This window comes from Citreicoccus inhibens, from assembly GCF_019039035.1.
Lineage (GTDB): Bacteria > Myxococcota > Myxococcia > Myxococcales > Myxococcaceae > Citreicoccus > Citreicoccus inhibens.
This window is the reverse complement of the sequence record NZ_JAHNZT010000017.1, coordinates 140,269-166,385: the sequence shown is the minus strand read 5'-3', so window position 1 is coordinate 166,385 and position 26,117 is coordinate 140,269. Positions and strand designations below refer to the sequence as shown.

At 67.1% G+C, this 26,117-nt stretch carries 28 protein-coding genes; 13 read left to right on the top strand and 15 right to left on the bottom strand.

Annotated features, from left to right (window positions below; translation table 11 throughout):
- Positions 1–508: 508 nt before the first annotated feature.
- Positions 509–910 carry a VOC family protein gene (locus tag KRR26_RS20840; RefSeq protein ID WP_217080632.1) on the bottom strand — a complete coding sequence of 134 codons (402 nt, stop codon included), beginning with the start codon at positions 908–910 and terminating at the stop codon, positions 509–511.
- A gap of 43 nt (positions 911–953) precedes the next feature.
- Between KRR26_RS20840 and KRR26_RS20835 the strand changes: the two genes are divergently transcribed.
- The gene (locus KRR26_RS20835) at positions 954–1,652 is read left to right on the top strand and encodes a helix-turn-helix transcriptional regulator (RefSeq protein WP_217080631.1); all 699 of its coding nucleotides are present in this window, start codon (positions 954–956) and stop codon (positions 1,650–1,652) included.
- A gap of 175 nt (positions 1,653–1,827) precedes the next feature.
- Here KRR26_RS20835 and KRR26_RS20830 read toward each other — a convergent pair whose 3' ends face one another.
- From KRR26_RS20830 to KRR26_RS20810, 5 genes are all read right to left on the bottom strand, one after another.
- Positions 1,828–2,307, bottom strand: a complete 480-nt coding sequence (locus KRR26_RS20830; protein WP_217080630.1) for a hypothetical protein — start codon at positions 2,305–2,307, stop codon at positions 1,828–1,830.
- A gap of 1 nt (position 2,308) precedes the next feature.
- Entirely contained in the window at positions 2,309–2,593 is a 285-nt protein-coding gene (locus tag KRR26_RS20825) for a hypothetical protein (protein ID WP_217080635.1), read from the bottom strand.
- Positions 2,584–4,038, bottom strand: a complete 1,455-nt coding sequence (locus KRR26_RS20820; protein WP_236068884.1) for a hypothetical protein — start codon at positions 4,036–4,038, stop codon at positions 2,584–2,586. Before KRR26_RS20820 ends, KRR26_RS20825 begins: the two co-directional genes overlap by 10 nt.
- A 28-nt stretch (positions 4,039–4,066) precedes the next feature.
- Positions 4,067–5,509 carry a hypothetical protein gene (locus tag KRR26_RS20815; RefSeq protein WP_217080629.1) on the bottom strand — a complete coding sequence of 481 codons (1,443 nt, stop codon included), beginning with the start codon at positions 5,507–5,509 and terminating at the stop codon, positions 4,067–4,069.
- A gap of 558 nt (positions 5,510–6,067) precedes the next feature.
- A complete protein-coding gene (locus KRR26_RS20810) occupies positions 6,068–8,533 on the bottom strand; it encodes an AAA family ATPase (RefSeq protein ID WP_217080628.1) in 2,466 nt (821 codons plus the stop codon).
- A 113-nt stretch (positions 8,534–8,646) separates the two neighbouring features.
- Between KRR26_RS20810 and KRR26_RS20805 the strand changes: the two genes are divergently transcribed.
- From KRR26_RS20805 to KRR26_RS20795, 3 genes are read left to right on the top strand one after another with little or no spacing between them, the layout of a single operon-like run.
- Positions 8,647–8,928 (top strand): RidA family protein, encoded by a 282-nt coding sequence (locus KRR26_RS20805; RefSeq protein WP_217080627.1) that lies wholly within the window; start codon positions 8,647–8,649, stop codon positions 8,926–8,928.
- A 9-nt stretch (positions 8,929–8,937) separates the two neighbouring features.
- Positions 8,938–10,059, top strand: coding sequence for a sensor histidine kinase (locus KRR26_RS20800; protein ID WP_217080626.1), 1,122 nt, complete (start codon positions 8,938–8,940; stop codon positions 10,057–10,059).
- The gene (locus KRR26_RS20795; protein WP_217080625.1) at positions 10,025–10,768 is read left to right on the top strand and encodes a LytR/AlgR family response regulator transcription factor; all 744 of its coding nucleotides are present in this window, start codon (positions 10,025–10,027) and stop codon (positions 10,766–10,768) included. The genes KRR26_RS20800 and KRR26_RS20795 overlap by 35 nt, the downstream gene beginning before the upstream one ends.
- Before the next feature lie 6 nt (positions 10,769–10,774).
- Here the strand turns inward: KRR26_RS20795 and KRR26_RS20790 are convergent, their stop codons facing one another.
- The gene (locus KRR26_RS20790) at positions 10,775–11,197 is read right to left on the bottom strand and encodes an OsmC family protein (RefSeq protein ID WP_120210486.1); all 423 of its coding nucleotides are present in this window, start codon (positions 11,195–11,197) and stop codon (positions 10,775–10,777) included.
- A 25-nt stretch (positions 11,198–11,222) separates the two neighbouring features.
- Positions 11,223–11,774: a YceI family protein gene (locus tag KRR26_RS20785; RefSeq protein ID WP_120210487.1), complete on the bottom strand. Its 552-nt coding sequence runs from the start codon at positions 11,772–11,774 to the stop codon at positions 11,223–11,225.
- A 136-nt stretch (positions 11,775–11,910) separates the two neighbouring features.
- Between KRR26_RS20785 and KRR26_RS20780 the strand changes: the two genes are divergently transcribed.
- The 6 genes from KRR26_RS20780 to KRR26_RS20755 all read left to right on the top strand — a co-directional run bounded on the left by KRR26_RS20780 (position 11,911) and on the right by KRR26_RS20755 (position 17,620).
- Positions 11,911–12,816, top strand: a complete 906-nt coding sequence (locus tag KRR26_RS20780; protein WP_217080624.1) for a LysR family transcriptional regulator — start codon at positions 11,911–11,913, stop codon at positions 12,814–12,816.
- 110 nt (positions 12,817–12,926) lie between these two features.
- A complete protein-coding gene (locus tag KRR26_RS20775) occupies positions 12,927–13,622 on the top strand; it encodes a pirin family protein (RefSeq protein WP_217080623.1) in 696 nt (231 codons plus the stop codon).
- Between the two features lie 214 nt (positions 13,623–13,836).
- A complete protein-coding gene (locus tag KRR26_RS20770; RefSeq protein ID WP_120210489.1) occupies positions 13,837–14,724 on the top strand; it encodes an SMP-30/gluconolactonase/LRE family protein in 888 nt (295 codons plus the stop codon).
- Positions 14,725–15,894 carry a porin family protein gene (locus KRR26_RS20765; RefSeq protein ID WP_120210490.1) on the top strand — a complete coding sequence of 390 codons (1,170 nt, stop codon included), beginning with the start codon at positions 14,725–14,727 and terminating at the stop codon, positions 15,892–15,894.
- A 162-nt stretch (positions 15,895–16,056) separates the two neighbouring features.
- Positions 16,057–16,893 carry an alpha/beta fold hydrolase gene (locus KRR26_RS20760; protein ID WP_158611588.1) on the top strand — a complete coding sequence of 279 codons (837 nt, stop codon included), beginning with the start codon at positions 16,057–16,059 and terminating at the stop codon, positions 16,891–16,893.
- Between the two features lie 145 nt (positions 16,894–17,038).
- Positions 17,039–17,620: a YqaA family protein gene (locus tag KRR26_RS20755; RefSeq protein ID WP_120210492.1), complete on the top strand. Its 582-nt coding sequence runs from the start codon at positions 17,039–17,041 to the stop codon at positions 17,618–17,620.
- A 16-nt stretch (positions 17,621–17,636) separates the two neighbouring features.
- Here KRR26_RS20755 and KRR26_RS20750 read toward each other — a convergent pair whose 3' ends face one another.
- Positions 17,637–20,075, bottom strand: a complete 2,439-nt coding sequence (locus KRR26_RS20750; protein WP_120210493.1) for an MASE1 domain-containing protein — start codon at positions 20,073–20,075, stop codon at positions 17,637–17,639.
- Positions 20,076–20,280: 205 nt separating this feature from the next.
- Here KRR26_RS20750 and KRR26_RS20745 point away from each other — a divergent pair, with 205 nt between their 5' ends.
- Together KRR26_RS20745 and KRR26_RS20740 are read left to right on the top strand one after the other, a co-directional pair.
- Positions 20,281–20,502, top strand: coding sequence for a hypothetical protein (locus KRR26_RS20745; protein ID WP_120210494.1), 222 nt, complete (start codon positions 20,281–20,283; stop codon positions 20,500–20,502).
- Positions 20,503–20,628: 126 nt separating this feature from the next.
- A complete protein-coding gene (locus tag KRR26_RS20740; RefSeq protein WP_217080622.1) occupies positions 20,629–21,162 on the top strand; it encodes a hypothetical protein in 534 nt (177 codons plus the stop codon).
- A 90-nt stretch (positions 21,163–21,252) separates the two neighbouring features.
- Here KRR26_RS20740 and KRR26_RS20735 read toward each other — a convergent pair whose 3' ends face one another.
- Together KRR26_RS20735 and KRR26_RS20730 are read right to left on the bottom strand one after the other, a co-directional pair.
- Positions 21,253–21,435, bottom strand: coding sequence for a hypothetical protein (locus KRR26_RS20735; RefSeq protein ID WP_120210579.1), 183 nt, complete (start codon positions 21,433–21,435; stop codon positions 21,253–21,255).
- A 94-nt stretch (positions 21,436–21,529) separates the two neighbouring features.
- On the bottom strand, positions 21,530–21,733 hold the full coding sequence (locus KRR26_RS20730) for a cold-shock protein (RefSeq protein ID WP_120210496.1): 204 nt from the start codon (positions 21,731–21,733) through the stop codon (positions 21,530–21,532).
- Positions 21,734–22,224: 491 nt separating this feature from the next.
- Here KRR26_RS20730 and KRR26_RS20725 point away from each other — a divergent pair, with 491 nt between their 5' ends.
- The gene (locus KRR26_RS20725) at positions 22,225–23,289 is read left to right on the top strand and encodes a fatty acid desaturase family protein (protein ID WP_233577503.1); all 1,065 of its coding nucleotides are present in this window, start codon (positions 22,225–22,227) and stop codon (positions 23,287–23,289) included.
- A 9-nt stretch (positions 23,290–23,298) separates the two neighbouring features.
- On the opposite strand, the gene KRR26_RS20720 is transcribed toward KRR26_RS20725, so the two are convergent.
- From KRR26_RS20720 to KRR26_RS20705, 4 genes are all read right to left on the bottom strand, one after another.
- Positions 23,299–23,958: an HAD family hydrolase gene (locus tag KRR26_RS20720; RefSeq protein WP_217080621.1), complete on the bottom strand. Its 660-nt coding sequence runs from the start codon at positions 23,956–23,958 to the stop codon at positions 23,299–23,301.
- Between the two features lie 108 nt (positions 23,959–24,066).
- Positions 24,067–24,651 (bottom strand): ExbD/TolR family protein, encoded by a 585-nt coding sequence (locus KRR26_RS20715; RefSeq protein ID WP_120210499.1) that lies wholly within the window; start codon positions 24,649–24,651, stop codon positions 24,067–24,069.
- A 21-nt stretch (positions 24,652–24,672) separates the two neighbouring features.
- Positions 24,673–25,161, bottom strand: a complete 489-nt coding sequence (locus KRR26_RS20710; protein ID WP_120210500.1) for an ExbD/TolR family protein — start codon at positions 25,159–25,161, stop codon at positions 24,673–24,675.
- Between the two features lie 105 nt (positions 25,162–25,266).
- Positions 25,267–26,001 (bottom strand): MotA/TolQ/ExbB proton channel family protein, encoded by a 735-nt coding sequence (locus KRR26_RS20705; protein ID WP_120210501.1) that lies wholly within the window; start codon positions 25,999–26,001, stop codon positions 25,267–25,269.
- Positions 26,002–26,117: the final 116 nt, after the last annotated feature.

Here is a 26,117-nt window from a genome sequence, read left to right as displayed (position 1 = left end):
ATCGTCCACGACGGGAACTCCTCGGCTCCCCTGCCAGGGGGAGACCGTCTCGGTTGGTTTCTCCGAGGAGCTTCCCTCTTTCCCGCTCACCTCTGTTCGCCGACTACACACTTATAGGGACACGACCTTCTTCCTCGCAGCGATGTAGAGAGCACTCTCTGCTCTCCTCCGCTCAGAGCAAGTCATCCGCCCTTCTCTGCCGCCCAATGACTGCTTGAACGCTCTCGCTTGCCCAATCTGGGGAGAGAGGGATCGAGAGCGTTTAACAGGTCCTGTTGAATTTCCGGTCGGCGCTTAACAACACTATCCAAGAGTCCTGACATTCGCGCTCTTATACTTCTGAGAAGGAATTTCTCTCCGCTTTTGGTTTCGTTTCTTACCTGCTTCGCTGGTCCCGACGGGGCAACCCGATACCAGAAGAGGCCTCTCCGAATCAGCACGACCAGTGAAGACACTCTCCGCCGAACGGCAAGCGCGAGGGACTGGAGCCGCCGGGAAGGCGGCGGCTTCAGGGTCGGAGGAATCGCTGCTTCGCCGCTTCGGTGACCGGAGCGAAGAGGTTGATGAGGTTCCCTTCGGGATCGCGAATAAGCAGTGAGCGATTGCCCCACGGCATGGTCGTCGGCGACTGCACGAGTTCGGTGACGGCTCCGCCGAGCCTAACGAACGCTGCGTCGACGTCTTCGACGAGGAACTCGATGATCGCCGTATGGTTGTCGGCCGCCCTCGCGGCGCCTTCGGCGAACAGCTTCACGGTACGCTCGCTGCCGATGGCGAGCGTGCACGCGGGGGTGCGTATCTCGGCGAAGTCGTCGCTGAGCCACCTCGCCGGCAACGTCGTGACGGCCTCGTAGAAGGCAACGAGCGTCTTGATGTCGCGAACGATGAGTCGAACGGAGCAGAGGTTCATGCCGAGCGTTGTACACAAGGGCTGCTGACAGCATGATGTCAGCATGCGACGCGCCGACCGACTGTTCCGGATCATCCAGACGCTGCGGCGCTCTCGGGGACCCGTCACCGCCACGAAGCTCGCCGACGAGTTCGCGGTCAGCAAGCGGTCGATCTACCGCGACATCGCCGCATTGGTGGCGCAGCACGTACCGATCCGGGGCGAAGCTGGGGTCGGCTACATCATCGACCGCGAGTTCGACATGCCGCCGCTCATGCTCACCCCCGACGAGCTCGAGGCGGCCGTCCTCGGCGCGCAATGGGTCGCCGAGCGGGGGGATCGAGCGCTGGCCGCGGCTGCGCGCGACCTGCTGGCGAAGATTTCGGCGTCCGTTCCCTCGCACCTCCGCGTCTTCGTCACCGAGCCAACCGTAGGTGCGCCGGTCCCGCTCGCCCAGCGTCCTGACGGGCTCGACGTCGCGCAGGTCCGGCGTTGGATCCGCGCCGGACGTAAGCTCCGCATCCGATACGAGGACGAGGCAGAGAAGCAAACGCGCCGCACGATTTGGCCGGTAATGATCGGCTACACGGATGCAGTGCGTCTGATCGCGGCGTGGTGCGAGCAGCGCAAGAGCTTTCGCCATTTCCGGACCGACCGCATCCTCGACGCCGAGTTCCTCGATGACCAGAGCGACGTCCGCCAAGCGAGCTTGCTCGCACGATGGAGGGCTCACATGGACAACCGCGGCGTGCACCTACCGTGAGGCATCGGCGCGACTGGGGTTGTCGCCTCGCCGCACACACCGCCTGAGTCACGCTGCGGACCTGCTGCTACCCATCCGAGAATGGTACCCGTCCACTGACCCTCGTCTGGGGCGGGACTCGTCCTTTCCCAAGACAGCCAAATCCGAACGGTTACTTATCAACACCCAAGTGGACTCACGCGAGAACCTTGCCGAAAGGCGAATAGAAGTCCAGCACCGCATTATCCTCAACATCTCTGTACTCCCAATCGATTCCGCGCATCTCAACACGAGCACTTCTCACAAACGCACGAACGCCTCCATACAAGAATGAACACCCACCAAACGACGGGCCAAACCAGATACTCGCGCGCATCCCCCTCTCTTCAGACAGGGTCTCGAATGATTGAATCACGACCGCTCCAGGCGCCCCCCGCAGCCGATACTCCCCCCAGTATGCTCGCGACCCAGAGTTCACTCCTGGCTCCCTCTTGAAATCTTCAACCCCCTCAAACACCAGCCGAATAAACGACCGCCGCCCAGAGGCGCGCCCCTCCCCATATTCACTCACAAGAAAAAACTTACGCCCCCCCCGTTCAAGAGCGTACTCAATCAACAAGCACTCCCTAAGCCCCTCTAACTCACCACCTCCAAGCACCAACTCCTTTGTTCCCATCTCACAAACCCTCGTATGGAATATGCGTCAGCTCCTGAAAACCAGGATGTTCTGGACTCACAACCGCCCCATCAACATCCAAGAAGTTATCAGCAGCATCCTTCCAGCGAAAATACCCATTACTCTGCCTACTCCACTGACTCGCTGATGGATTCTTACCATTGGGGCGCATGAATCGCAGGCGTTCGACACCATTCGAGTCCAACCAAATCCATCCTTCGCTGTTTCGAGTGGCCACCTGACGCCAACCACTCGGCTTGTTGCGCTGAAGCCACTTCAGCGCCACTCCGCGAAGATTACTCCTCGGGAAGAGCACCGCAGAGCTCGGAGTCGTTCCGCCCATTGAGCTGCGGGGCGACGTCGAGTGGCCCCCTGGGCGCTCAGAATTGGCAACAGACAGAATCGCCTGCCGCGCCTTCGGCACGTTGCCCCGCGACTCGTGCAGAGCAAGGGCTGCGGCGTCACCCCACTCCGCAGCCAGAAGTGCGGCCTCACGGCTCTGCTGTAAGTAGCGGGCCAACTCTCCCACTGCGCTCGCCCCAGTCGTGCCTCGAACCGCTCCAGCACGACCTTCAGCGCATCCATTCGAGGCACCACCGCCTGGGGCCGTGCCCTCCCCGACCCGGAGAGGCCAGCTTCACGGAATGCGCGTGCGCCCTTTCCTCCCGCGTACAGGCCCACCATGAGAGCCGCAGGCGCCAACTGGCGTGTAGCCTCCTCGTACTCCCCCTTGGCGAGAGAGACTCCGCCCTGCGCAGTCCCCGCCACCAGGTGGTAGAAGCCCAGCGGGACACCGAAGGAGAGGTGGTCGAAAGACGCCAGGGCGACGCTGCCGGGCGCAAAGGCCCCCAGGTACTGAGCCCTCTCAACCTCCCGGTACGCGTCCTGGTAAGGCGGTGGCAGCTGCGCGGACAGGGCGGACGCGTCGACGCTCCGGCTTCCCCCAACGAGAGGAATGGAGGCTGCCACGTCATCCGCGGCCCGCCCCAACCCACGCGCGATGTCGCCCGCACGGAAGTCCCGCTCCGGGAAGTCAGCGAGAGCCATGCCCCGCTGGTTCAGTTCCTCGCGAACCAACGCCATGGCTCCCAGGGCGCGCTTCAGCAGCTTGTCCATGGCCAGCAAACGCAAGAGCTGCTGCACCTCGTCGTCGTAGGAGGTGTGCAGCACGAAGAGCGCGAGGACTTCCGCCTTGGCCAGGCCGTGCTTCTCCACCGCAGTGGCCAGGAAGGCCGCGCGCTTCTTGAGGAGGACCCGGGCGGCTTCGGCCTCCAGGGGCCCCAGGGCACCAAGTCGGACGGCGTTCCAGTCCGAGAGGGCCTCCACCAGCCGGGGCATGTCCGCATGGCGCTGCAAGGCCAGGAAAGACGCTGGCGTGGGGCACCGGAAGAAGGGCGCGATTACCGCCTCGTCCGAGTCCAGATGTGGCCAACCCGACGGAACTTCCCCGCACACCCCCGCCAGGGCGCCAACCACACGCAGGGGAGCCATCTCTCCTCCGCCGGGATTCGGTGGGGACGTCGCGGCCCGGCGGCGGTGCAGGAGCGGGCCCGCTGCGTCCTGTTCGTCGGCGAAGTCCTCGAGCGCGCCGTCCTCGGGGAGACTCGCGACGACACCGCGCCCCAGGGCCACCATGGGCGTCGCGCCCGCGACGGCAGCCAGGGCGCCGCGAGGGCCCACCCGTGAGGGCCCCAAGGCACAACCCGACAAGAGGAGGACCAGAGCCAGCACCAGGCCCGCTCCGCTGCGACACGGCCGCTCAGCGTGCATTGTCCACCCCCAACCCCACCGCCGCGAAGGCGCCTGGCCGCAGCGTCCCAGTCCCTGTCGGGAACAGCAGCGTGCCGCCCTGCCCCAGCGCGTAGAGGTTGCCTCCTAGGAAACGCCACCGGGCCTCCCCAGAGACGACGTAGCGCGCTCCGGGCTGGCCCATGGCCGTCGCCAGTCCGCCCACGCCCACCGTGAGGTTTCGGTGGAAGAGCTGCACCTCCGCTCGCCCATCCACGTCCAGCCGGCCCCAGGAGAAGGCCTCCACTCCCAGGGAGAGGAAGAGGTGTCGCTGGCGCATGCCACTCAGCCGCACTGCGTCCCAACTGAGAATCACCTCCCCAAAGGCAGAAGTGCCCTCCGGGAAGGACGCCTCAGCCAGTGGCACGGCGGTCGGGCCCGCCACCAGGAAGCGCGCCAGTTCATAGTCCGGGCCGAAAGCCCCCTGCCGAAAGCCCCCTCGTTGGAGGCGAGCCTCCAGGCGAGCGCGCAGGTCCACCGTCGCCGTCAGCACATCAACGCCGAAGCCCGCCACCGCACCCCAGGCATTCCCCTCGCCCAGGCGTCCGCCCCACCCACCCAGCAGGTGTGCCTCCACCCTCTTGTCCTTGCGTCCGCGCCGAAGCACCACGGCCGTGGCGTCCAGGTGCGCCAACGTCATTGGCCTCGATGCGCCGCCCACCCGTCCCCAGTCATGCACCGCCGACACCGCCAGCGTGTACCGCCCCGAGACAGGAGGCCGGCCGAAGAGGACATGTTGTACGTCCAGGGCGACTTCGGCTCCCGTCAGGCGAGCGCTCAACACGTCCGAAGCGAAGGCCTCCGCGTACACCGGCCCCAGTGCTCCCGTCGCGATGACGCCTGCCGGGTGGTAGTCGGGGTTGACGCGGTTGCCGTAGCGGCGCACCAGGTGCCCGGACAGGAGGGAGTAGCCCTCCATCATCCCCAGCCACACCGAGTTGGGCGTGTCTCCGCCCACCATGAAGAGGCGCACCACCTGGCCCCAGTCGGAGAGTTCGTCCCAGTCCTCCTGGCGCACGAAGCCCGCACCATCTCCGCCCCACAGCCGCAGCCGCACCGGCGCCCCGAGAATGAGGCGGAACGATTCCCCCCTCCCCGCGGCCACCATCGGCTCCAACTGCACGAAGCCTTCTTCGGTGCCCTGGCCCCGCCGAGGCAGCAACGTCCACGTCGTCGTGTCCACGCGCAGCAGGCTCGTCATCGGGGGCGTTGAGTCGGACGTCACGGCCTCAGACGACGCCTCCTCTGGCGGAGCCTCCCCTTCGTCCTCCTCACCAGGAGAGTCGTCGGAAAGCGCATCCTCCAGCCGCCGCACGGTGGCGTCGAAGTCCTCTGGCGTGACGGGGTCCTGCGCCCCGACTGCACTGGGCACCCACAGCAGTAGGACGACGGCCCAACTCCAATGCGTGCCCATGGACGCCTCCGTGGAAGGCCCCTGCAGGGGCGCTCAGCACGGAGGTTCGCTGTTCAGTCCGACAGGGCCACGGGTTGGGTGAGGCATTGCATTGCAAGAGTCAGAGGCGACCCGGCCCGTCGGAGATATAAACAGACGTGGCTCGCCACGTTCCGGCGTCCCCTGCGATTGGGCATGTGCGTCGCGGCGCGCCCCAGCAGTCCCCATTCCTTCCGCACGATGACGCTCAGCCAGTCATCCTGTGCACGACGACTTCTCGCGCTGCCCCCACTGGAGACGAGCAACTCGTCAACGAGCCAGACGAGGCCGCACATTGCCCCCAGGACGCCTGGGAGCACGTTGCGAAGGAGGACGACTCGCCAGAGCGCGACGGCCGTAACCGACCGACGGCGGGCGTTCTGCGGGCACACCACCGTCCCTCGCCGGTGGCCCAGGGCTCCTTGTCCTCGGTGTAGTGGACGCCCCAGCCCCAGGCCGCCGACACCTCGACCTGCTTGGGGGAACGACGAACAGCGAGCAGGGAAATCTTACCGGTCGCGTGGGCCTGGCACCGGAAGCTCAACGCACCGAAGGTTCGGGCTCCGGGGCCGCACTGCGGACCAGCCCAATCACCTGCGCGGCGAAGTGAACCCGGTCCGTCTTCACGATGTTGAAACGGCCCCTGTGGCCCCAGAGCGTCTCTGGATTGTCCGCATGGATTTCGCAGTTCCAAGTTCCGTCGGGCTTCGTGGCGATTCGCACGCGCTTCATGGTGTATGCCCGCTGGTCGATGTAGTCATTGGTCGCCAGCACATAGATGCCATCGTTCTCGATGATGCCCGGCAACGAGGAGTTGGATGGTGGCTCCGAGTTGTCGACCGGATCCAGATAGACCCCGTCCAGGAACCTGAGTGCCACGATGTCCTGTTCCTGCAACGTGTCCGCCATTGAAGTACCCGTGACAATGGCGAACGCATCGACCTTCGTTCCGTCGATGCTGGGAAGAGGGAGGTGCGAATCCGGGCTTGGGTCGCGGTTTGGACCAGCAGCGATACGAAAAATCTGGTTCAAGTTGCGTGCGGATTGAAGCACCTCTTGTGGAACCGTGTACTCCTTGAGCCTGTTCCGGAGATTGCGCCGAGCAGGTCCCTGGATTCGATGCGGAAGAGCCTGCACGCTGGCGGCAACCACAGGCTGCGGTTTCAATTGAGCAAGCGGCCGCCCCACTGCGAAGGCAAAGAAAGCCAATAGTTGCTCGTTGAGCGACGAGACCTCACCGATTCTCTGGGTGACAGTCCACGGCTTGTCCTTCACCCATGTCTCGTTGAAGATGTACTTCTCGAAGTTTGGTTCGTGGGCGAGCTTACGCCCCTCGTCCATCAGGAGTTCATCGATCTTCGCGTTCGCAAGATCCGCTCTTACGCCCTGATCCCGGTCGTAGATGACGCGATACTCGATACCGAAGGCGTTGAGGACCTTCTGGAACGCCGGAATCGTCCATTTCCCCCGGCAGTTGATGAATGTGGTGGCACGCCTCGCCAGGAGGTACCGGGGCATGTCCAGTTCACCGAGGTCCTGGAGCTTCCTCGCAGTGGCCTCAACCGCCGCGATCTCGCAGTCCCCCTCGACGAGACAGACCTGCTCGGAGAAGAACGCTTCGTTCACGGCCGGGTCGAAGTTGAGCAACATCCGGAGCCTCGAGCGCTGTTCGCGGTCCTCATCGGACTGCGCAAACACATCCTGGGTGCGCTGCGTGGCAACGGGATGACCATCCCTCTTGCGCAGGATGACGATGCCATCGTGGCGATCCGCGAGATCCAGAAAGACGGGCGAATGCGTCGTGCAGATGACCTGGCCGATACCGCTCCGCGCAATCTTCAGGAGGGTGTCGCGCATCCGTCGGCACATCCCGGGGTGCAGATAGATCTCCGGCTCCTCAATCAGGAAGAGCATGTGCTGCTGCTCATGCGACGCATGCTGCCTCGAGTGCTCCACGTAAAGTTGGAGCAAGGCCAGGACGATGGACCGCTGGGCGCCATGGCCCTGGTGGTCCGGACGCGTGGACAGGCCCGCATCGACCACCCGGAATCTGGTGCTGCTCGCGAGGTCCGCGGTCACATCGGGTGCGTCGAACGTGAGCTCAGCGCTGATATTGATGAGCTCCTTGAATTTCTCCGTGAGCTTCTCCTCCATACTGGCGACGATCCGGTGCTTGCCCTCGGTGGCGAAGAGGTCCTGGAGTTCCGACGCGGCCTTTTTGAACTGAACGACCCGGTCGTGGTTCGACAAATGCTGCTCGAACAACGAGTTCACGATCTTGCGGATCGATGATGATTTCGCTTCCACATCCGTCTCTTCGGTCGTTTCGCGAAGCGCTGGGACATAGACGACATTGGGAAGCGCCGCATCGAGAGCAGCCGTGCTCCCGCTTTCATAGGGGACCCACGCGTCTGGTTGGCGGGTGACCAGCAACGTTGACTCGAGTTCGCGAGCGACTCCAATGAGCTGGTCCAGGGGAATCTTCGTGGTGCCGGGCTCTGTCGAGAACCGCTCGATGAGCTGCACCCACCGCGCATCTGTCATCGCTCGAAGAGACTTGAGCGGGAGCCCTTGCTTGGCGGATGGCCAGCCGATGAGCTCGACCTCCGGAGGACGCCCTGGAATGTATGCCCAGTTCTCCGAAGCAACTCCGGGGGCTCTCCAGATGCGCTTCAGCCGGTAGCGCAACTGTTCACCTTCGGAATAGGTGTTTTCACTGAGGGCGGTGAGCTCCTTGTCCCTCTCGGTCAGCTGATCAAATTCCAGCTCGATTTCGATCGGCCCCCGGGTGGCGTCATTGCCGGGAAACTGCTCCGAAGCGACCTTCATGGTGGCGGTGCATGCGAGCCGGATGGCCTCCATGATCGAGGATTTTCCCGCGTTGTTTTCCCCGACGATGGAGAGAAAGTCCGCGGAGCCCTGGCGTAGCGCTTCCTTCTGGGGAATTCGCAGCTCAATCGACTTGATCGACTTGTAGTTCCGAATGGCGACGCGATCCAGCCTCATTTGAATACTCCTCCGTGGCTTGGATGGAGGAGGTTACGAGCCGCGTTTCGTCACGAACATACCTGCCAAGGGGTATGCCCTTCTGGGAGGCTGACAACGTAGCAAGGCGGCACGTGGTGGTTCCCTCGGCGCACTCGAATGGAGGGGCTGTCGTCGGGGTTCCTTGGGAGAAGGCATATGACTACGTGCAGGCCGTACGCGTGAACGACACCATCTACGTCTCCGGCCCGCTTTCGCACACGCTGCGGGGTGCGCTCATCGTGCAGGCAGCACTGGGCGCGGACGGCATGCCCGCGGACGTCGCGGCGCTGCGACTGACTCTCGGCACGGTGGATGAGCACGCTCGCGCCCCTCCTGCGTGCGGCACGGAAGGCCTGACTCCGTGCATCTGGTAGCTTGCACGCATGTCTCAGCGTCCAGCCCCCGCGCCATCATTCTGGACCCTCCAGTTCGGGGGATGGGGGCTGTATGCGGGCCTGCTCATCATCACCTTCCTGCCCATCCTCTCCGCCGAGGGCGGGGCACTGAACCTCGTGGTGGTAAAGGCCGTGCGCGCGCTGTTCGGGCTGGTCCTCAGCAGCGTGTTGCGCCTGGGCTACCGCCGACTCTTCCCTGGCACTTTCAAGCGCCAGGCCCTGGCGTCCATGGTCGGCAGCGCGCTGCTCGGCACCGTCTGGATGGCCTTGGGCGAAGCCTGGGCCGCGTGGTTCTATCCCCAGCCCTACGACTGGCCGGGCAACAGCGTCCGCCTACCCCGCTTCGCCTACGACTACGCCATCACGCTGCTGGGTTGGAGCGCGCTCTACTTCGGCATCAAGCACGCGCGCGCCTGGCAGACCGAGCGAGAGCGAGCCCTTCGCGCGGACGCGCTCGCACAAGAGGCGAGGCTCACGTCCCTGCGGCACCAGATGCATCCGCACTTCCTCTTTAATGCGCTCACCTCCGTCCGGGCACTCATAGGAGAAGACCCCTCGAGAGCTCGGCGCATGGTGACGGAGATGGCGGACTTCCTGCGCTTCTCCCTCCAGAAAGGCGACGCGCCCAACGTGCCGCTGGAAGAAGAGCTGGCCATGGTGCGCAGCTACCTGAACATCGAGTCCGTGCGCTTCGAAGAGAAGCTGGACGCGACCATCTCTGTCGCGAAGGGCTTGGAGCAGCTCACCGTCCCCGCGTTCCTCATCCAGCCCCTGGTGGACAACGCGGTGAAACACGGGATGGCCTCGGGCGTGTTGCCCGTGCGAGTGCGCCTCCGCGTGACTCGCGAGGGCTCGCTGCTGCGCATCCAGGTGGACAACACGGGCCAGTGGGCACCGCCCAGCCGAGGGCCCGGAGCCCACGGCACCGGCACGGGGCTGCGCAACGTGCGCGAGCGTCTGGCCCAACTCTTCGCGGACCGCGCCACGCTGGAGCACTCGGAGACGGACGGTTGGGTCCACGTCGTCGTCGAGCTGCCCGCGCGGGAGTGGACCGCCCCCATCACCGAGGATGCCCATGACGTCGCCGCTGCGCGCGTTGCTGGTGGATGACGAGCGGCTCGCGAGGGTCGAGCTGCGCGAGCTCTTGGCCCCTCACCCGCTCGTAAAGGTGGTGGGCGAGGCCGACGGCGTCGCCTCCGCACTGGAGCGCATCCAGGCACTACAGCCCGACCTGCTCTTCCTCGACGTGCAGATGCCGGGAGAGAGCGGCTTCGACCTGCTCGCGCGCCTGCCCGAGTGCCCCTTCGAGGTCATCTTCGTGACGGCCTATGACGCGCACGCGCTGCGCGCCTTCGAGGTCAACGCACTCGACTACCTGCTCAAGCCCGTGCACCCGGAGCGCCTCGCGCGAACGCTGGCGCGACTGGAGACCGGCGAGCGACCCAAGCCCGCCCCGCCCCTGGGGCCCGTGCGACAGAAGCTCGCCGAGGACGACATGCTGTTCCTCGAGAACGGCGCCCGCTCGCGCTTCGTGCGCGTGGACCAGATTGTCTGTCTTTGCGGCGCCGGAGACTACGCGGAGGTCGTCACCGCGGACGGCACCCGCACGCTGTCTCCACGTCCCTTGAAGGAATGGGAGGCGCGCCTGCCCGAGCGGATGTTCGCGCGCATCCACCGCTCGGCGCTGGTCAACCTCGCCTTCGTCGAGCGGGTGGACCGGAGCCTGAGCGGCGGCGGTGACGTCCACCTGCGCGGCCTGCCCGAGCCCCTGCCGCTGAGCCGAAGTCACGCCTCGGGACTGCGCGAGCGCTTCGGCTGAAAGCGCTCACCCCGTCGCGGCGACCGCGCTCTCCAGGGGCTCGGTGATGATCTCCACCTCCGTGGTGGTCATCAGCTTGTGAATGGGGCAGCGAGCCACCGCCGCGTGCAGGCGCGCCTTCTCCTCGGGCGTGAGGTTGCCGTGGAAGGCGTGCCGCACCTTCAGCACGTAGACGCCCTGCCGCTCGCGGCTGTCGTCGCGCTCGACGTGCGTCTCCACCCGCTCCAGCGCCAGGCCATGCTGCTTCGCATACCAGGACGCCGTGAGCGCCTTGCAGGCCGCCAGGGACGCATCGAAGAAATCATGTGGCGTCGGCGCGGAGCCGGCGCCGCCCTGCGCGACCGAGATGTCCGAGTGGAGGGTGTGCCCCTCCACCTGGAGGACCTGCCGAAACGCGCGAGGCTGCTCCGTCTGACTGTCGATGGACATGAGGGTCCTGAAGGTACCAGAAGCCTCAGGCCGCCTGCCCGTTGGCCTGCGCCGGGGCCGCCTGCACCTCCAGCGTGATGTCGATGCGCTCGCCCACCAGCACGCCACCCGCCTCCAGCGCCTGGTTCCAGGTCAGCCCGAACTCGCGGCGGTCAATGGACGTCTTCGCCTCGAACGCGGCCTTGAGGTTGCCCCACGGGTCCTTCGCCACGCCGAGTTGCTCGGTCTCCAGCACCACCTCGCGGGTGATGTCGCGGATGGTGAGGTTGCCCGTCACGCGCAGCCCGTGCCCGCCGGCCTTCTCCACCTTCGTGCTCACGAAGCGCATCGTGGGGAACTTCTCCGCGTCAAAGAAGTCCGCCGAGCGCAGGTGGTTGTCGCGCTGCGCGACGCCCGTGTTGATGCTGGACGTCTGGATGTCCACGGCCACCGACGACGCGGTGGGGTTCGACTCGTCCAGGTTCAACGTCCCGCTGAACTGCTGGAAGCTGCCGCGCACCTTCGCCACCACCATGTGCCGCACGCTGAAGTGGATGCCCGTGTGCGTCGTGTCGATGTTCCAGGTCTGAAGAGCCATGACTGTCTTCCTTTTTCGTGAGGTGTGTTGCGTTGACGAAGAGGAAGGTAGCGGTGGGGGGCGCTCCGGATTAGACGGGACGAACAGGATGGACTGTTCCACCCACGGGACAGTCACCGAATCCCCCTCTGAGGCCATGGACCTGAACGAGCTCCTCATCTTCGCGCGGGTGGTGCAGACCGGCAGCTTCACGGCGGCGGCGCGCGGCCTGCGCATGCCCAAGTCCACGGTGAGTCGCAAGCTGTCCGAGCTGGAGGAGCGCATCGGCGCGCAGCTCCTCCAGCGCACGACGCGCAAGCTGCACCTGACGGAAGTGGGCCGCGCCTACTACGAGCACTGCGAGCGAGTGGTCGCCGAGGCCGAGGCCGCCGAGCTGGCCGTCACCCGCATGCAAGCGGGCCCGCAAGGGCTGCTGCGCGTCACCACGCCGCTGACGTTCAGCTTCATCGCCCCGTTGGTCCAGACCTTCCTGAAGCGATACCCGGACGTGCAATTGGAGCTGTTGTGCACGGACCGCGCGGTGGACCTGATGGAAGAGGGCTTCGACCTCGCGGTGCGCGCGGGGAAGCTGGCGGACTCGTCGTTGATGGCTCGCCGGCTGGGTGACATCGAGCGGGTGGCCGTGGCCTCGCCCGAGTACCTGAAGGCACGCGGCACGCCTCGCACGCCGGCCGACCTGACGAAGCACGACTGCCTCATCTTCGGCACCACGCTGGAGGGGAACGTCTGGACCCTGCACGCGGGGGGGCGCTCCGTCGACGTCAAGGTGAGCGGGCGGCTGGTGGTGAACGAGCCGGACATGCTGCGCGCGGTGACCATGGCGGGGGCGGGCATCGCGCTGTTGCCCAGCCTGCACCGCGCCGAGGACCTGACCAGCGGGCGCCTGCAGCGCGTCTTGGCAGATTGGAGCTCCGCGGGCGCGCCGGTGCATGCGGTCTATCCGCCCACGCGCCACCACGTGCCCAAGGTGATGGCCTTCGTGGAGTTCCTGCGCGAGCAGTGGCCCGAGCGACAAGAGTCGCTCAAGCGCGCGCCCCGCTGATTGCGCGTCCGCGTTTCGTTCCATGGGTGGAACGGAGCGTCCCGGTTTCCGCGTCTGGCGAGATGGGGTTCGAACCCCCATTGTGGTGGTCAGAAAAGGAGCACCCCACCATGTTGAACGTTCGCCCCTCCGAAGCACGCGGTCACGCCAACCACGGTTGGCTCGATTCCCACCACACCTTCTCGTTCGCGGGGTACTTCGATCCGCAGTTCATGGGATTCCGCACCCTGCGCGTCATCAACGAGGACCGGGTCACCTCGGGCGAGGGCTTCGACACGCACCCGCACCGGGACATGGAGATCATCACCTACCCGCTGAGCGGCGCCATCGCGCACCGCGACAGCACGGGAGGCCAGGGCCTGCTGCGCGCCGGCGAGGTTCAGCGGATGACCGCCGGCACGGGAGTCATGCACAGCGAGATGAACGGCTCGGACGAGGACGTCCACTTCCTCCAGATCTGGATCCTCCCGAACCAGAAGGGCCTCAAGCCGTCCTACGAGCAGAAGCACTTCACGGAGCAGGAGCGCCAGGGCCACTGGCGCGTGGTGGTCAGCCCCGACGCGCGCGACAACAGCCTCACCGTGCACCAGGACGTGGTGTTGTCCAGCACGCTGCTGAGCAAGGGAGAGAAGGCCGAGTACGCCCTGGCCCCGAGCCGTCACGCCTGGGTTCAGATTGCGCGCGGAGCTGGCACGCTGAACGGCGTGGCGCTCAAGGCCGGTGACGGCGTCGCCGTCTCGGACGAGTCTCGGCTGGAGCTGGTCGCCACCGAGCCCCTGGAGGCCCTGCTGTTCGACCTCGCGTGAGCCCGCCGCGAGCGCACCGCCCGCCGGACGCAACCTCCGGCGGGCGACCGCGGCGCAACGCATCGAAGTGCGCGTGATGACCCAGGCCATCACCCGACAGCCTGTCTTCACGTCGGCGAGCCATGTCTGAGCATCTCCCTCGGGGGGCGTGCGAGACACGAGCTGCGTCGCATGGAGGCTCGGAGCGCTTCGCGCCTCGTGGTAGAGGCTCAGGATGCGAATCCTTCGCCCACTGTCCTGGATGCTGTTGCTTCTCGCGGGCTGCGGCGAGTCAACGAAGACTCCGCCCCCCGTCCCCATCGAGCGCGGCCCGCGCGCCATCGCGCTGGACGGAGACCCCAACGGCCTGTTCTGGGACGACACCCACCAGACGCTCTACATCGCCGACGACAAGAACCACCGCATCCTCAAGTATCGCGATGGCGAGGATGTCTCGCTCGCGGTGGCTCTGCCCGACGCGCCGCCCAACAGCCCCAACCTGGGTGAGATTGTCCGCCTCGCGGACGGCACGCTGGTCACGGTCCGCTTCGGCTTCGGCACCGCGGGCGCGGTCCTCTTCGCCAGGCCCGACGGCACCACCGGCGTCGTGCCGGAGCTGGCCACCAACCACCGCCGCATCGGACTCACCGTCGCCAAGGACGGGCGCCTGTTCGACTCGTACTTCGTGCGCAACAGCAACGTGAACGTGGGCTCTGTCGCCCTGCTGGACTTGAACGGCTCGGAGAAGGAGATCATCGGCGCGCTCCAGAAGCCCGTGGGCATCCTCGCCGTGGAGGACACCCTCTACATTTCGGATCAAGCGGCGGGCCGCATCCTCCAGGCGCCCCTCTCGAATCCCTCCGAGCTGAAGACCTTGGCCACCCTCACCGAGCCCGACCTCCTGGCGCTCGGGCCACAAGGCGAGCTGCTCACGGGCACGAAGCAGGGCACGGTGCTGAGCATCTCGCCCCTCACGGGCGAGGCCCATGTGCTCGCAGGCGGCTTCCAGCAGGTTCGCGGCACCGCCTACGACGCCAAGAACCGGCGCCTGTTCGTGGCCGACCACGACGGCGACTCCACCAACGGCAGCACGCACTTCCTGCAGATCATCCCGGTGGACTGAATGCGCGCATCATGGCTGGTGGTGCTCGGACTCGTCAGCGCGCCCGCGCTGGCGGCGGACCTGGGGCTGCGCCCCCTCTTCGTCGGAGAGGTGGACTGGCGGCAGCACGGCTCCGCCGTCGAGGGCTTCGACAACGTCGCGCTGGCGAGACTCCGTTTGGGCGTCATCGCGCAGCCAGTGCCCTGGATGACCGCCATCGGTGCGGCGGAGTGGGCGCAGGAGAAGCCCGCGCTGGTGGATGCCTACCTCGCGGTGCGCCCCGGCAAGGGGCTGCGCCTCTCGATGGGCTACGCCAAGACGCCGCTGTTCATCAGCGCCCATGACGAGAGCATCGAGGCGCTGCCCATCCCGGAGCTGTCGCTGGTGGCCCAGTCCTTCTGGCCTCGCCGCGACCTCGGGCTGGAGGCGCAGTGGACACCTGAGGGACTCCCGCTGGAGACCTGGGTTCGAGTGGGCAATGGCTCTCGCAGCCCGCTGGGCAATGACAACAACCAGCCCGCGCTGGACGCGCGCGTGGATGGGCGATGGGGCCGCTCGCGAGGAGACGCCGCCGCGTCCTGGGGGCTGCGCGCCGGCGCGGGCGTGCACGTCGAGCGGGCCTTCGACCGCCCCGGCATTGGAGGCACCGGACCGCAAGGCTTCACCTTCTACCGTCCGCCGCCCGTGTCAGGTCCGCGCTCCGTGGTCGAGGCCCACGCGCGGGTCGACGTGGGCGCGGTCCGGGTCCTCGCGGAGGGCGCGGCGGCGTGGGAACGGCGCGCGCGCGACACGGACGGAAACCCCGCGACACCGCGCGAGGCGCTCCCCACGCTGCGCAGCCAGGGCGCTTCGTTGGAGGTGTCCTGGGTCGTCCTCGGCCAGCCGCGCGGAGACGGACAAGGCTGGCCCCTCGCGCGAGAGGGCGCGCCGAGTCTCTCGCTCGACTCCGTCCCAGAGGGCGCGGTGGAGGTCGCGGCGCGCGTCGAGCGGCTGTGGCTCGGACGTGGCGCGGCGGACGTCACGCGAGGCGGCACGACGGGAGGCGCGGTCGCGGTGCGCTGGTGGACCACGTCCTTCCTCGGCGTGGGGCTCGCGGGCTACCTGCAACACCATGACGTCGCGCCCTTGGAGGAGCCGGCCCAACGCAACTCCTGGCTCGCGCTCGCACGCGCCACGGTGAGCTTCCACTGAAGTCCGCGCGCTCCGGCATGACCCACGCGTCATCGTCGGAGCGCGGCCCACGGCGGCGCACTCCGCACGGATCCGGATTTCATCCGGGCGCTTCATGGAGAAAGCACGCCGGCCTCGCGAAAGGCCCTGTGTACACGTACGCGCTCATGCAGCATGTCGCGCATGAACGCGGCACTGCCCACGGGCTCACGGCTCACCACCGATGACGGCGCGAACCTGTCCCTCCTCGTCCTGGGCCAGGGCGCTCCCGTGGTGCTCGTCCACGGCACGGGGATGGGCGCACGCGCGCTGTGGCCACTCGCCCAGGCCCTGGCGCGAACCCACCGCGTCCTCCTGTACGACCGACGGGGCTGGGGCACGAGCACGCTCGGCAAGAGCCGCGACCTCTCCCTGGCCCGCCATGCACGCGACCTGCAATGCGTCTTGTCGACGCTCGACGCGCCCGCGACCGTGTTCGGCTGGAGCAGCGGGGGACTGATTTCCCTCGAGGCCGCGGCCCAGCGTGGCACCACCCCGCGAGCGCTCGTGCTCTACGAAGCGCCCTTCGGCGCCAGTCGAGACAGCACCCCGGGTGCGCGCGCGGACTTCCTCGCCATGCTCGCGTGGAACGGACTGCGTCAGCCGCGCAGGGCACGCCGAGCCTTCTGGAACATGGTGTCGCGCCGCGCCCAGGGCCCCACGGGCTTCGAGCACCTGCCGCCCACACGTCAATCCGAGCTGCTCGATGAGCCAGGGCCGCTCGTCGCCGAGGCATTGGCCGGCACCGGGACATCGGAAGCCCTGCGCGCGCTGGGCGCGGAGGTGCGCGTGCGCCTGCTCGTCGGCACCGCCAGCACGGCCTCCGCCCACCGATGCAGCGAGCGGCTCCAGGCCCTGCTCCCCCACGCCACGCGGGAGCGCGTACCGAGCGCGGACCACCTGTACCCCCTCACCCACCCGGAGGAGTGCGCGCAGTGGCTGCGCGACCCCGCGGAGCGGAGCGCCACCCAGGCGCACTAGACCTTGCATGGAAGGCTCGGTCGGCCGTGTGCCCTTCGTGTCGTCCCGCTGACAAGGGAAGCGGGCAGGCAGGCCGACCGGGCGGACGGGTTGTGACGCACGGACGGTGGCAACCGGTCCCGGTTCCGCTAGGGTGCGCCCCCGCATGTCGCAGCCCACGACCTCGACCCCTTCCGCCACGACAGCCAGCCCTGAAAAGCTGTCCTGGTACCGCCGCCTCTATCTGCGCGTGGAGGCCATGTCCGCCACGCCCCATGCCCTGGCAGCGATGATGGTTGTCGCGGTGGTGGATGGCTCCGTCTTCCCCATCCCGCCCTTCGCGGTGCTGGTGCCCATGGTGCTGGCCCAGCCCAAGAAGTGGGTGCGTTACTGCCTGCTCGGAACCGTGGCCAGCCTGGTGGGCGGGCTGATTGGTTACGGGCTGGGCTCGCTCGTGGGTCAGGGCATCGCCCAGTTGCTGCACATCGACCTGAACATGCACGTGGACCGCTTCGGCATCTCCGGCACCGTGGGAGAGCTGCTCGGCCGCAACTTCTGGATTCTTTCCCTGCTGTGCACCGTGCTGCCCACGCCGTTCAAGGTCGTCGCCATCGGCAGCGGGCTGGTGTCCGTCCCGATGGAGCGCTTCCTGCTCGCGGCCATCATCGGCCGCACGATGCGCTTCTTCCTCATTGGTGGCCTGATTCGCTTCGCTGGCCCCACCGCGCGCCGCTGGCTGCGCGTCTGAGCCTCTCCCACCGCGCTCAGTGCCGAGCGCCCACCGCCACGCCCGTCGAATCATGCGCGGTGGGCTCGCCCGTGAGCGCGGCCTCCACCGCGGCCAGCAAGACCTCTGGCCGCACAGGCTTCTCCAGCACCCGATTGGGAACCTCGGTCAGGAAGTCGCGCGCCGCGGGCGTGTAGGCCCCGCCCGAGATGAACACGAGGCGCGCCGCCAACGCGGGCGCCATCGAGGCCAGGTGCCGGTACACGCCGATGCCATCCGTCTCCGGCATCTGCAGGTCACACAGCACCATGTCGAAGCGGTGGCCCGCCGACACCAGCGCCATGGCCTCGCTGCCGCGCGTGGTGGTGACGACGTCGTGGTAGGGCTCCAACAACAAGCGCATGGACTGCGCCAGCCGCGGCTCGTCATCCACGATGAGCACGCGCCCGCGCCGCCCGCCGCTCGTGAGCCGTGACGACTCCAGGGCGCCATGGCTCCGCGCCCCAGGCCGGGACACCATCGAGGTCTGCGCGGGCGCCGCGGGTAGCAGCATGGTGAAGACCGAGCCCGCCCCGGGCTCACTGCTCACCTGCAGCTCGCCCCCATGGGCTCGGACAATCTGCTGACAGATGGCGAGCCCCAGTCCCTGCCCCTCGCCGCTGGCCTTGGTGGAGAAGAACGGGTCGAAGATGCGCGACAGCACCTGCGCGGGGATGCCGCTGCCCGTATCGGATACGTCCACGCGGGCGCGCCCCGAGGCATCCGTGCTCGTGCGCACGCGCACCTCGTTGAGCGCGGGCGTGCCCTGCGGGATGGCCTGCATGGCGTTCACCAGCAGGTTGAGGAGCACCTGCCCCAGCCGCGCCTCGCTGCCCAGCACCTTGGGCACCGGCCCGAACTCCTCCACCAGCCGAGCGCGGTGGCGCAGCGCATGGCTGATGATGCGCACGGCGGGGGGCACGAGCGCGTTGAGGTCCACCAGCGCGCGGTCCGGGTCCCCCTGGCGGCTGAACACCCGCAGGTCCTTCACGATGAGCCGGATGCGCTCGGCGCCCTCCAGCGCCCCTCGGACGCTGCCCAGCGCATCGCGCATGCCGGGGAGACTGCCCTCGCCCAGGCTGCGCACCGCGGCCTCCAGGTTGAGCACCAGATAGGCCAGCGGGTTGTTGATTTCGTGCCCCACGCCCGCGGCCAGCATGCCCACCGCGGCGACACGCTCGGCGGCCACCAACCGCGACTGCAGCTCCTGCGTGGCGGTGACATCCCGATGCGTGGCCACGAAGTGCGTCACCTCGGCGCCGGTCGCGCGCACCGGAGACAGCTGCATCTCGCTGCGCACGCGCCCACCATCCGGACGCGAGAGCGACACCTCCGCGCGCACCGAGCGCCCCTCGCACAGCGCCTCCATGATGTGCCGCTGGGAGTCCTCGTCCGCCGCCTCGTGCAGCGCATGCGGCGAGCGCCCCAGCAAGTCCTCCGGCTTGCGCCCCAGCAGTTCACAGAAGGCCTCGTTCGCGAAGACAGCGCGCAGCTCACCCGGCGTGACGACCTCGCTGATGAGCACGCCCTCGTGCACACCGCGCACGGTGGTGGCGAGCAACTCCAGCTGCTCGGCCGCGCGCCGCTTCTCCGCGGTGCTGGCGGCCAGGAGCATGCTCGTGAGCGACGTGACCCCCACGAAGAGCTGGAGCACCAGCAGGTCCTCCGTCACGTCCCCCGAGGTGAACGGACCCAACCGCCGCGCCGTGCCCACGATGGCCGCCGACGACATGAGCAGCGTGGCGGTGACCGCGCCCCGAGGCCCGAAGCGCAGCGCGGCCCACGCCGACAACGGGAACAAGAGGAAGGCCGTCGCGTGGGTGTTGGAGTGCACCCGCCCCGTGAGGAACACGGCCACGCACATCAGCCCGGTGAGGCCCGCGAGCACCCACGCCTCGCGCGAGGGCCGCGTCCACCGCCCCTCCAGCCACAGGAGCAGCAAGGGCGCCACGACCCACGCTCCCATCAGGTCGCCCACCCACCAGACCCAGGCCGCGTGCGCGAAGCCCTCCAGGGGCAACACGCCCCCGAGCCACAAGCTCACGGTGCCCATCGCGGTGCTCACCCACGTGCACACCGCCATGCCCAGCCCCAGGGCGACGACGTCGCGCACCCGCGCCAGCTCCCGGGAGAACCCGACCCGCTGCAACACCAGCGCGCCCAGCACGGCCTCCAGCGTGTTGCCGGTGGCGATGCCCAGCGTGGTGAGCAGCGGTGCGTCGTTGAGCCACGACGCGGCGAACATCGACAGGAAGATGGCCGGCCACCGCGACACGCCGAGCAGCAACAGCCCCGCCAGCGCCACCCCCGTGGGTGGCCACACCGGACTCACGCTGCCGCTCACCGTGGACAGCGACAGCCCCAGTCGGGCCGAGGCGAAATACACCCCCGCCAGCGCGAGCCCCTGCACGAGGCCGCTCCGTCTCCACGCCGACATGACTGCCTGCCGCTGCTCGCTGATGACGCGTCCCCCCGCGCCCCCCGCCGTATGACCCGACAGGTAGAACGCGCCGCATGCTAGCCGGGGTGCATCAACGTTGCACCTGCCCTCCGGTCAGCAGGCGGGCAGGCGTGCCCTGTCCACCCGCGTGCAATGGCTTGGGGGCCGGGTCCGTAGAAGAGAGCAAGGAGGATCACGAACGATGTCGCGTCCCGGAATGGCTGCCTTGCTGTCGTTCCTCATCCCCGGCGTGGGCCAGATCTACAATGGGGACATTCTTCGCGGAGTCTTCTGGCTCATCGTCACGCCGGGCTTCTGGATTGGCACGGGTGGGATGCTGGGCTGGCTCTGCCACATCATCGCCGCCGCCACGGCGTTCAACCGGGCCGAGGCCCGGGAGAAGCAGCGCTTCGGCATCGCCTGACGCATGAGCCGGGCCGCCGGCCTCCCTGGAGTCGGGGGAGGCCGGGCAGGCTCGAGCGGCGCGTCGGAATGCCGGTGCCCATCCTGCTGACTGGCGACACCTGTCGCCGCATCAGGAGGGACGACCTTGCGGAAGCTGACGACGGTGGGACTGCTGACGGGGCTGATGCTCGGCGGCACGGCGCTGGCGCAGGACATGACGGACAAGGCGCAGGACGCCGCCAATCAGGCGCAGGACAGCGCCAGCCAGGCGCAGGACAGCGCCAACCAGGCCAAGGACAAGGCCAAGGACATGTCCAACGGCATGGGCGGCTCAGGCAGCAGCCAGACGCCCTCGGACTCCAGCATGGGCACGGGGGGCGCCAGCGCGACCGCGCCGAGCGGCTCCTCCATGCAGGGCGAGAAGAAGGAGATGACCGCCAAGGTGCTCGGGATGTCGTCCGACAGCCTCTTCCTGGAGGGCGACAACGGCGTCGCCATTCCGGTGAAGGTGACGCACGAGACTCAGCTGGCGGGCAAGAAGCTCAAGAAGGATGAGCGCATCGAGTCCCACTTGAAGAAGGACTTCCAGATGGGCGAGGAGGTCCGCACGAGCTTCGAAGTGAAGCACCACAAGGACGGCAAGGTGGAGAACGTCGCCACCTCCATCGACAAGCAGTGACCGTGCGTCGGTGAGTCGCGCGGCGTGGGCCGGCGTCAGCTCCCTCGGGGGCTGACGGCCGGCACTCGCTCATGGGCCAGCACGGCTCGCTCAGTACTCAAGCGGCGGCTGCGGCCCGGGGATGATTCCGGCGATATCCGGATCCTCTTCCCCCACTCCTCGCGTGGGGCGCTCCGACTTCTCCTTCGCGCGCTCGTTCTTCTTCGCTTCTTTCTCTCGCTGGTGCTGCTGGCGCGCCAACTCTTTCTGACGCTTCGTGGACCTTCCCTGCATGGGACCCTCCCGGAGGATGAGGAGCAAAAAAGAAGCCCGGCCTCGAGGGAAGCCGGGCCTCGCGGATGCATGACGTGCAGCCGAGCCCTGGGGCTCAGACCGGGCGGACGTTCTCCGCCTGCAGGCCCTTGGGGCCCTTCTTCACGTCGAACTCCACCTTCTGGCCCTCGGCCAGGGTGCGGAATCCGTCAGCCTGGATCGCAGTGTGGTGGCAGAACACGTCCGGGCCACCGCTGTCCTGCGTGATGAAGCCGAACCCCTTCGCATCGTTGAACCACTTCACGGTACCACTCGCCATAATCTTGCTTCCTTGCCAGTGCTCTTAGGGCGTTCATCGCCAGTCTGCCCGCTCCCGTGACGAAGCGTCGACCGAGGCTCTAACCCCGAACGGGTGTGAAGTCGAGGCAGGAACCCGCCCCGAACTCGATTTCCCCGCGTGGATGTCAAGCCGTGGTCGATTCGGGAAACACGCTTCGCGAACCGTTCATTTCGGGCATTCCGCGCACGCCTGACGCGCCTGCGTCACGCCCCTGGAACTAGCGCCTGCTTGCCCGCCCTTTTGCGCCCTGCGTCTACCACCGGACAGCCGAGCGAGCCCGATGGAAAGAATTAGAAATGTTCCTGCTGGTAAACACTTTGGCGCGAAGTGCCGTATCCTCCGCCACGGGCGCGAACCGACGCGCCCACCCCCTCGTCCCGCAGTCCCTCTCCAGTGAGGCGTCTCTACCAGTGACCACCCCTGCCCGCGTGACCTTTGCCCACGGCGACGCCACTCACTTCGGAGAGGAGGTGAAGCGCCGCGTCGCGGAGTACTTCGAGAGCCGGAATCTGTCGCAGAAGGCCAACACCGCCATGGTGGTGAAGTCCTTCCTGCTGCTGGGGCTGACCTTCGGAACCTACGGCCTGCTGCTCACGAACGCCTTTGGCCCCTGGGCAATGCTTGGCATGGCCGTGGTGATGGGCGTGGGCATCGCGGGATTGGGCTTCTCCGTGGCGCATGACGGCCTGCATGGGGCCTACAGCGACAACCCTCGCGTGAATCTGGCCGCGGGGCTCGTGTTCGACTTGCTCGGCGCCAATGGCTACATGTGGAAGCTGACCCACAATGTCATCCACCATACCTATACAAATCTGATCGGTGTGGACGAGGACCTGACGGTCAGCCCGCAGCTTCGACTGTCACCGCATGCGGAGTGGAAGCCGTACCACCGCGTGCAGCACCTGTATGCGTTCTTCGCCTACGGCCTGTCGACCATCTTCTGGGTCTTCGTGAAGGACTATAAGTACTTCCTCGCCAAGGACCTGGGCCCCTACAAGGGCAAGAAGCACCCGGCTTCCGAGTGGGCCATCCTCTTCGCGATGAAGGCCGTGTACTACACGTGGTCCCTGGTGGTGCCGGTGCTGGTGCTGCACGTCACGTGGTGGCAGTTCCTCATTGGCCTTTTGACCATGCACCTGACGGCGGGCGGCATCCTGGGCATCGTCTTCCAGCTCGCGCACGTGGTGGAGGAGACGCAGCACCCGCTGCCTGACGCGAGCGGCAAGGTGGAGAACACCTGGATGGTGCACCAGCTCCAGACGACGTCGAACTTCGCCCGGAAGAACAAGCTGCTGAGCTGGTACGTGGGCGGGCTCAACTTCCAGATCGAGCACCACCTGTTCCCCAAGGTGTGCAGCGTGCACTACCCGGCCATCAGCGAAATCGTGCGGGAGACCGCGCTGAAGCACGGGCTCACCTACCCCGAGGCCGAGACCTTCATGGACGCGGTCGGCTCCCACTACCGCACGCTGCGCGAGCTCGGGAAGCGGCCGTCGCCGGCCCCTGAGCGCGTGAACATCGCGATGGCGGCCTGACGCCGCGCCTCAGCTCCTGGCCGTGCGCAGCGCCGCCAGGAGCCCTTCCGCGGTGGAGACCACGGCCCGGGCACCATGGGCGCGCAGCTCCGCCTCGGTGCGGAAGCCCCACGTGACGCCCACGGAGAACATGCCCGCCGCGCTCGCGGTGTCCATGTCGATGGGCGTATCCCCCACGAAGCCGCAGTCCTCGGGCCGCGCGCCCAGCTCCTCGGCCAGCGCCAGCGCGGCGGTGGGGTCCGGCTTGCGCGGCACCCCCACCCGCTCGCCGTAGACCGCGGCGAAGCCCACGCCCGGCAGCAGCCGCGCCACCAGCCGCTTCACGAAGTCATCCGACTTGTTGCTCAGCACGCCCAGGCGCACGCCATCCTCGGCGAGCGCGGTGAGCATCGCGTGCACACCCGGGTACGGCTGCGTCCGGTCAAACAGGTGGCCGTCGTACTCCGCGTGGTAGGTGGCCAGGACGGGCGCGTGCATGTCCTCGCGCCCCTCGGGCACCGCCCGGCGGACGAGCTGCTTCACGCCCTCGCCCACGAAGCGCAGGTAGGCCGGCTCGGGGTGGATGGGCAGGCCGTGGTGGGCGAGCGCGCGATTCATCGCCCAAGCGATGTCTCCGAGCGAGTCCACCAAGGTCCCGTCGAGGTCGAAGAGGACGGCGCGCAGGTGCATGGCGAGAGGAACTCCTGAAGTATTCCCCGGAGCACTCCAGGGGGTGGAAACACGAACGCCCCGACCCACTGGGGCCAGGGCGTCCTGAAGGACCGAGACGTCGCGGGACTACGGCTTGGCCGGGGCCGCGCCGGGCTTGCCGTCAGCGGAAGCACCGCCGCGCTGGAGCACCGCGAAGTTGATGTTGTTGTAGCCCGCGGTGGCGCAGCTGAACATCACGCGCTTGATGATGCGGAACTCCACGTCCTTGTTGGCCTGGATGTTCACGTCACCCTTGAAGCCATCCGTGCTGTTCGCCATGGAGTGGAGGTCCTCGAACTGCTTGCGCATGTCACGGAGCCGCTCCTCCAGCGCGGGGATGTTGAGGTACTCGTCCTTGGTGAGGTCATCCACGCGCCCCACGATGGTGCCCGAGACGCTGACCTGCTCGTTGGACACCATCACCACCGGGTGCATCTCCACTTCCTTGACGTTGGCCGCCTCGGGAAGCTGGATGTCCTTGGTCATCATCAGCACCTCGCCCGTCGCGGAGAAGTTCGCGATGAGGAAGAGCACGATGATGACGAACATGTCGACGAGCGGGGTGATGAGCAGGTCCGCGAACCCGCTCTTCTTCCCGTGACCGCCGTGGCCGAAGACCTTGGAGTGCTCGAGCCGCTTGCCGTACCGCTTGCCAGGAACCTTGATGGCCATGGTGTGTGAGGGCTCCGTTTCCTAGCCCATCGCCGCGGAGACGGACACCTGAGGGAGTCCGGACCCGATGCACTCGTCGATGATGCGGACCAGGTCCTCGTAACGGACCTTGTCCTCGGTCTGCAGCGTGATGGCCGTCTGATCCGGCAACTGCGCCTTGAGTTCCTTGAAGCGCGCCACCAGCTTGACCAGGTCCGGACGGCCCTTGTCATCCCGCGTAATGGGGATGGGGTCGAACGCGCTCTGATCCGCGGTGAGGCGCAGCTCCGTGGGGGTGACGAGCAGGGTGAGCTGGACCGTCTTGGTCTTCTCCTCCTCCTGCTGCTCCTCCGTGGAGGCGCCGCCCGCCTGGGACACCTGGAGCCGCCCAATCTGGGTCCAGACGGCCGTCATGATGAGGAAGCTGATGGTCACTGCCATCAAATCAATGAAGGGGACCAGGTTGATGGCAACGTCGAGCGGCTTCTTGCCACCCTTGCCCGAGTTGCCGAGGTCCATTCCGCCGGCCATGGCGACATCCTCCTGAGACCGTGCTGGTGATTGAACGACTCAGGGCGCGCGATCAGAGACCCACTGGGACTCCAGACAGCGCGCCCACGCTCCAGGTTCCTCGGACTACTCCTCGTCCTTGGAGACCGGCACGCTCAGGTTCTTGAACTTGTCCCGGTTGGCCACGATGAGGTTGAGCACCGCGACACTGGTCTCGTTGACGTCGTTGATGAGGGCCTGGGTGCGGCCCATCAGCACGGAGAAGGCGATGAGCGCCGGGATGGCCGTCACCAGACCGAAACCCGTGCAGTTCATGGCTTCAGAAATACCGTTGGCGAGAATGGTCGCCTTGTCGGCCGGGTTCACGTTCGCCACAGCCTCGAAACAGGTGATGAGACCGTTCACCGTTCCCAGGAGGCCAGAGAGCATGGCCGCGTTGCCGAGCATGGCCAGGTAGCCCGTGCGCGCCTCGAGCTTCGGCGTCTCGCGGAGGCTCGCCTCGTCGAGGGCGGCCTGGACCTCGTCCTCCCCCTTCGGGACGTTCATCAAGCCGGCCTTGATGACGTTGGTCAGCGGCGTGGCCTTCTGGCCGGCCACGTAGTTGATGGCCTTGTCCAGGTCACCTGCGTAGATGTGCTTCTTCAGGCCACGCAGGAAGCCCTCCTTGTTGATGGAGGACTTCATGAAGAGCACCAGGCTGCGCTCAATGATGATCGCCACCGCGATGACGAGGCAGATGGCGATGGGGTACATACCGGCCTGGCCGGCTTCCCAACGACGACCCAGTTCCTCGATGAAAGTCTCGTTGGCGCCGCCCGCGTTCGCCAGAACGGGCAGATTGGTCACGAACCCCAGGTTCATCACTGATGGCCTCCGATGGGCGGTGCGCCCCGGACTCCCGGGCCGCTCCGGCCTGCCGCCAACCCAGTGGACGTCCACTCGGGCCCACGGCAGGAATAAAGAATCACGGTGCTCGC

What these genes read in the sequence shown, in the direction of transcription:
- KRR26_RS20705 (WP_120210501.1), bottom strand. Translation starts at nt 26,001, where the DNA reads ATGAACCTGGGGTTCGTGACCAATCTGCCCGTTCTGGCGAACGCGGGC.
- KRR26_RS20735 (WP_120210579.1), bottom strand. Translation starts at nt 21,435, where the DNA reads ATGCAGGGAAGGTCCACGAAGCGTCAGAAAGAGTTGGCGCGCCAGCAG.
- KRR26_RS20755 (WP_120210492.1), top strand. Translation starts at nt 17,039, where the DNA reads ATGTCGCAGCCCACGACCTCGACCCCTTCCGCCACGACAGCCAGCCCT.
- KRR26_RS20815 (WP_217080629.1), bottom strand. Translation starts at nt 5,509, where the DNA reads ATGGGCACGCATTGGAGTTGGGCCGTCGTCCTACTGCTGTGGGTGCCC.
- KRR26_RS20710 (WP_120210500.1), bottom strand. Translation starts at nt 25,161, where the DNA reads ATGGCCGGCGGAATGGACCTCGGCAACTCGGGCAAGGGTGGCAAGAAG.
- KRR26_RS20785 (WP_120210487.1), bottom strand. Translation starts at nt 11,774, where the DNA reads ATGGCTCTTCAGACCTGGAACATCGACACGACGCACACGGGCATCCAC.
- KRR26_RS20715 (WP_120210499.1), bottom strand. Translation starts at nt 24,651, where the DNA reads ATGGCCATCAAGGTTCCTGGCAAGCGGTACGGCAAGCGGCTCGAGCAC.
- KRR26_RS20730 (WP_120210496.1), bottom strand. Translation starts at nt 21,733, where the DNA reads ATGGCGAGTGGTACCGTGAAGTGGTTCAACGATGCGAAGGGGTTCGGC.
- KRR26_RS20780 (WP_217080624.1), top strand. Translation starts at nt 11,911, where the DNA reads ATGGACCTGAACGAGCTCCTCATCTTCGCGCGGGTGGTGCAGACCGGC.
- KRR26_RS20840 (WP_217080632.1), bottom strand. Translation starts at nt 910, where the DNA reads ATGAACCTCTGCTCCGTTCGACTCATCGTTCGCGACATCAAGACGCTC.
- KRR26_RS20750 (WP_120210493.1), bottom strand. Translation starts at nt 20,075, where the DNA reads ATGTCGGCGTGGAGACGGAGCGGCCTCGTGCAGGGGCTCGCGCTGGCG.
- KRR26_RS20810 (WP_217080628.1), bottom strand. Translation starts at nt 8,533, where the DNA reads ATGAGGCTGGATCGCGTCGCCATTCGGAACTACAAGTCGATCAAGTCG.
- KRR26_RS20720 (WP_217080621.1), bottom strand. Translation starts at nt 23,958, where the DNA reads ATGCACCTGCGCGCCGTCCTCTTCGACCTCGACGGGACCTTGGTGGAC.
- KRR26_RS20830 (WP_217080630.1), bottom strand. Translation starts at nt 2,307, where the DNA reads ATGGGAACAAAGGAGTTGGTGCTTGGAGGTGGTGAGTTAGAGGGGCTT.
- KRR26_RS20800 (WP_217080626.1), top strand. Translation starts at nt 8,938, where the DNA reads ATGTCTCAGCGTCCAGCCCCCGCGCCATCATTCTGGACCCTCCAGTTC.
- KRR26_RS20765 (WP_120210490.1), top strand. Translation starts at nt 14,725, where the DNA reads ATGCGCGCATCATGGCTGGTGGTGCTCGGACTCGTCAGCGCGCCCGCG.
- KRR26_RS20745 (WP_120210494.1), top strand. Translation starts at nt 20,281, where the DNA reads ATGTCGCGTCCCGGAATGGCTGCCTTGCTGTCGTTCCTCATCCCCGGC.
- KRR26_RS20770 (WP_120210489.1), top strand. Translation starts at nt 13,837, where the DNA reads ATGCGAATCCTTCGCCCACTGTCCTGGATGCTGTTGCTTCTCGCGGGC.
- KRR26_RS20790 (WP_120210486.1), bottom strand. Translation starts at nt 11,197, where the DNA reads ATGTCCATCGACAGTCAGACGGAGCAGCCTCGCGCGTTTCGGCAGGTC.
- KRR26_RS20760 (WP_158611588.1), top strand. Translation starts at nt 16,057, where the DNA reads ATGAACGCGGCACTGCCCACGGGCTCACGGCTCACCACCGATGACGGC.
- KRR26_RS20775 (WP_217080623.1), top strand. Translation starts at nt 12,927, where the DNA reads ATGTTGAACGTTCGCCCCTCCGAAGCACGCGGTCACGCCAACCACGGT.
- KRR26_RS20795 (WP_217080625.1), top strand. Translation starts at nt 10,025, where the DNA reads ATGACGTCGCCGCTGCGCGCGTTGCTGGTGGATGACGAGCGGCTCGCG.
- KRR26_RS20835 (WP_217080631.1), top strand. Translation starts at nt 954, where the DNA reads ATGCGACGCGCCGACCGACTGTTCCGGATCATCCAGACGCTGCGGCGC.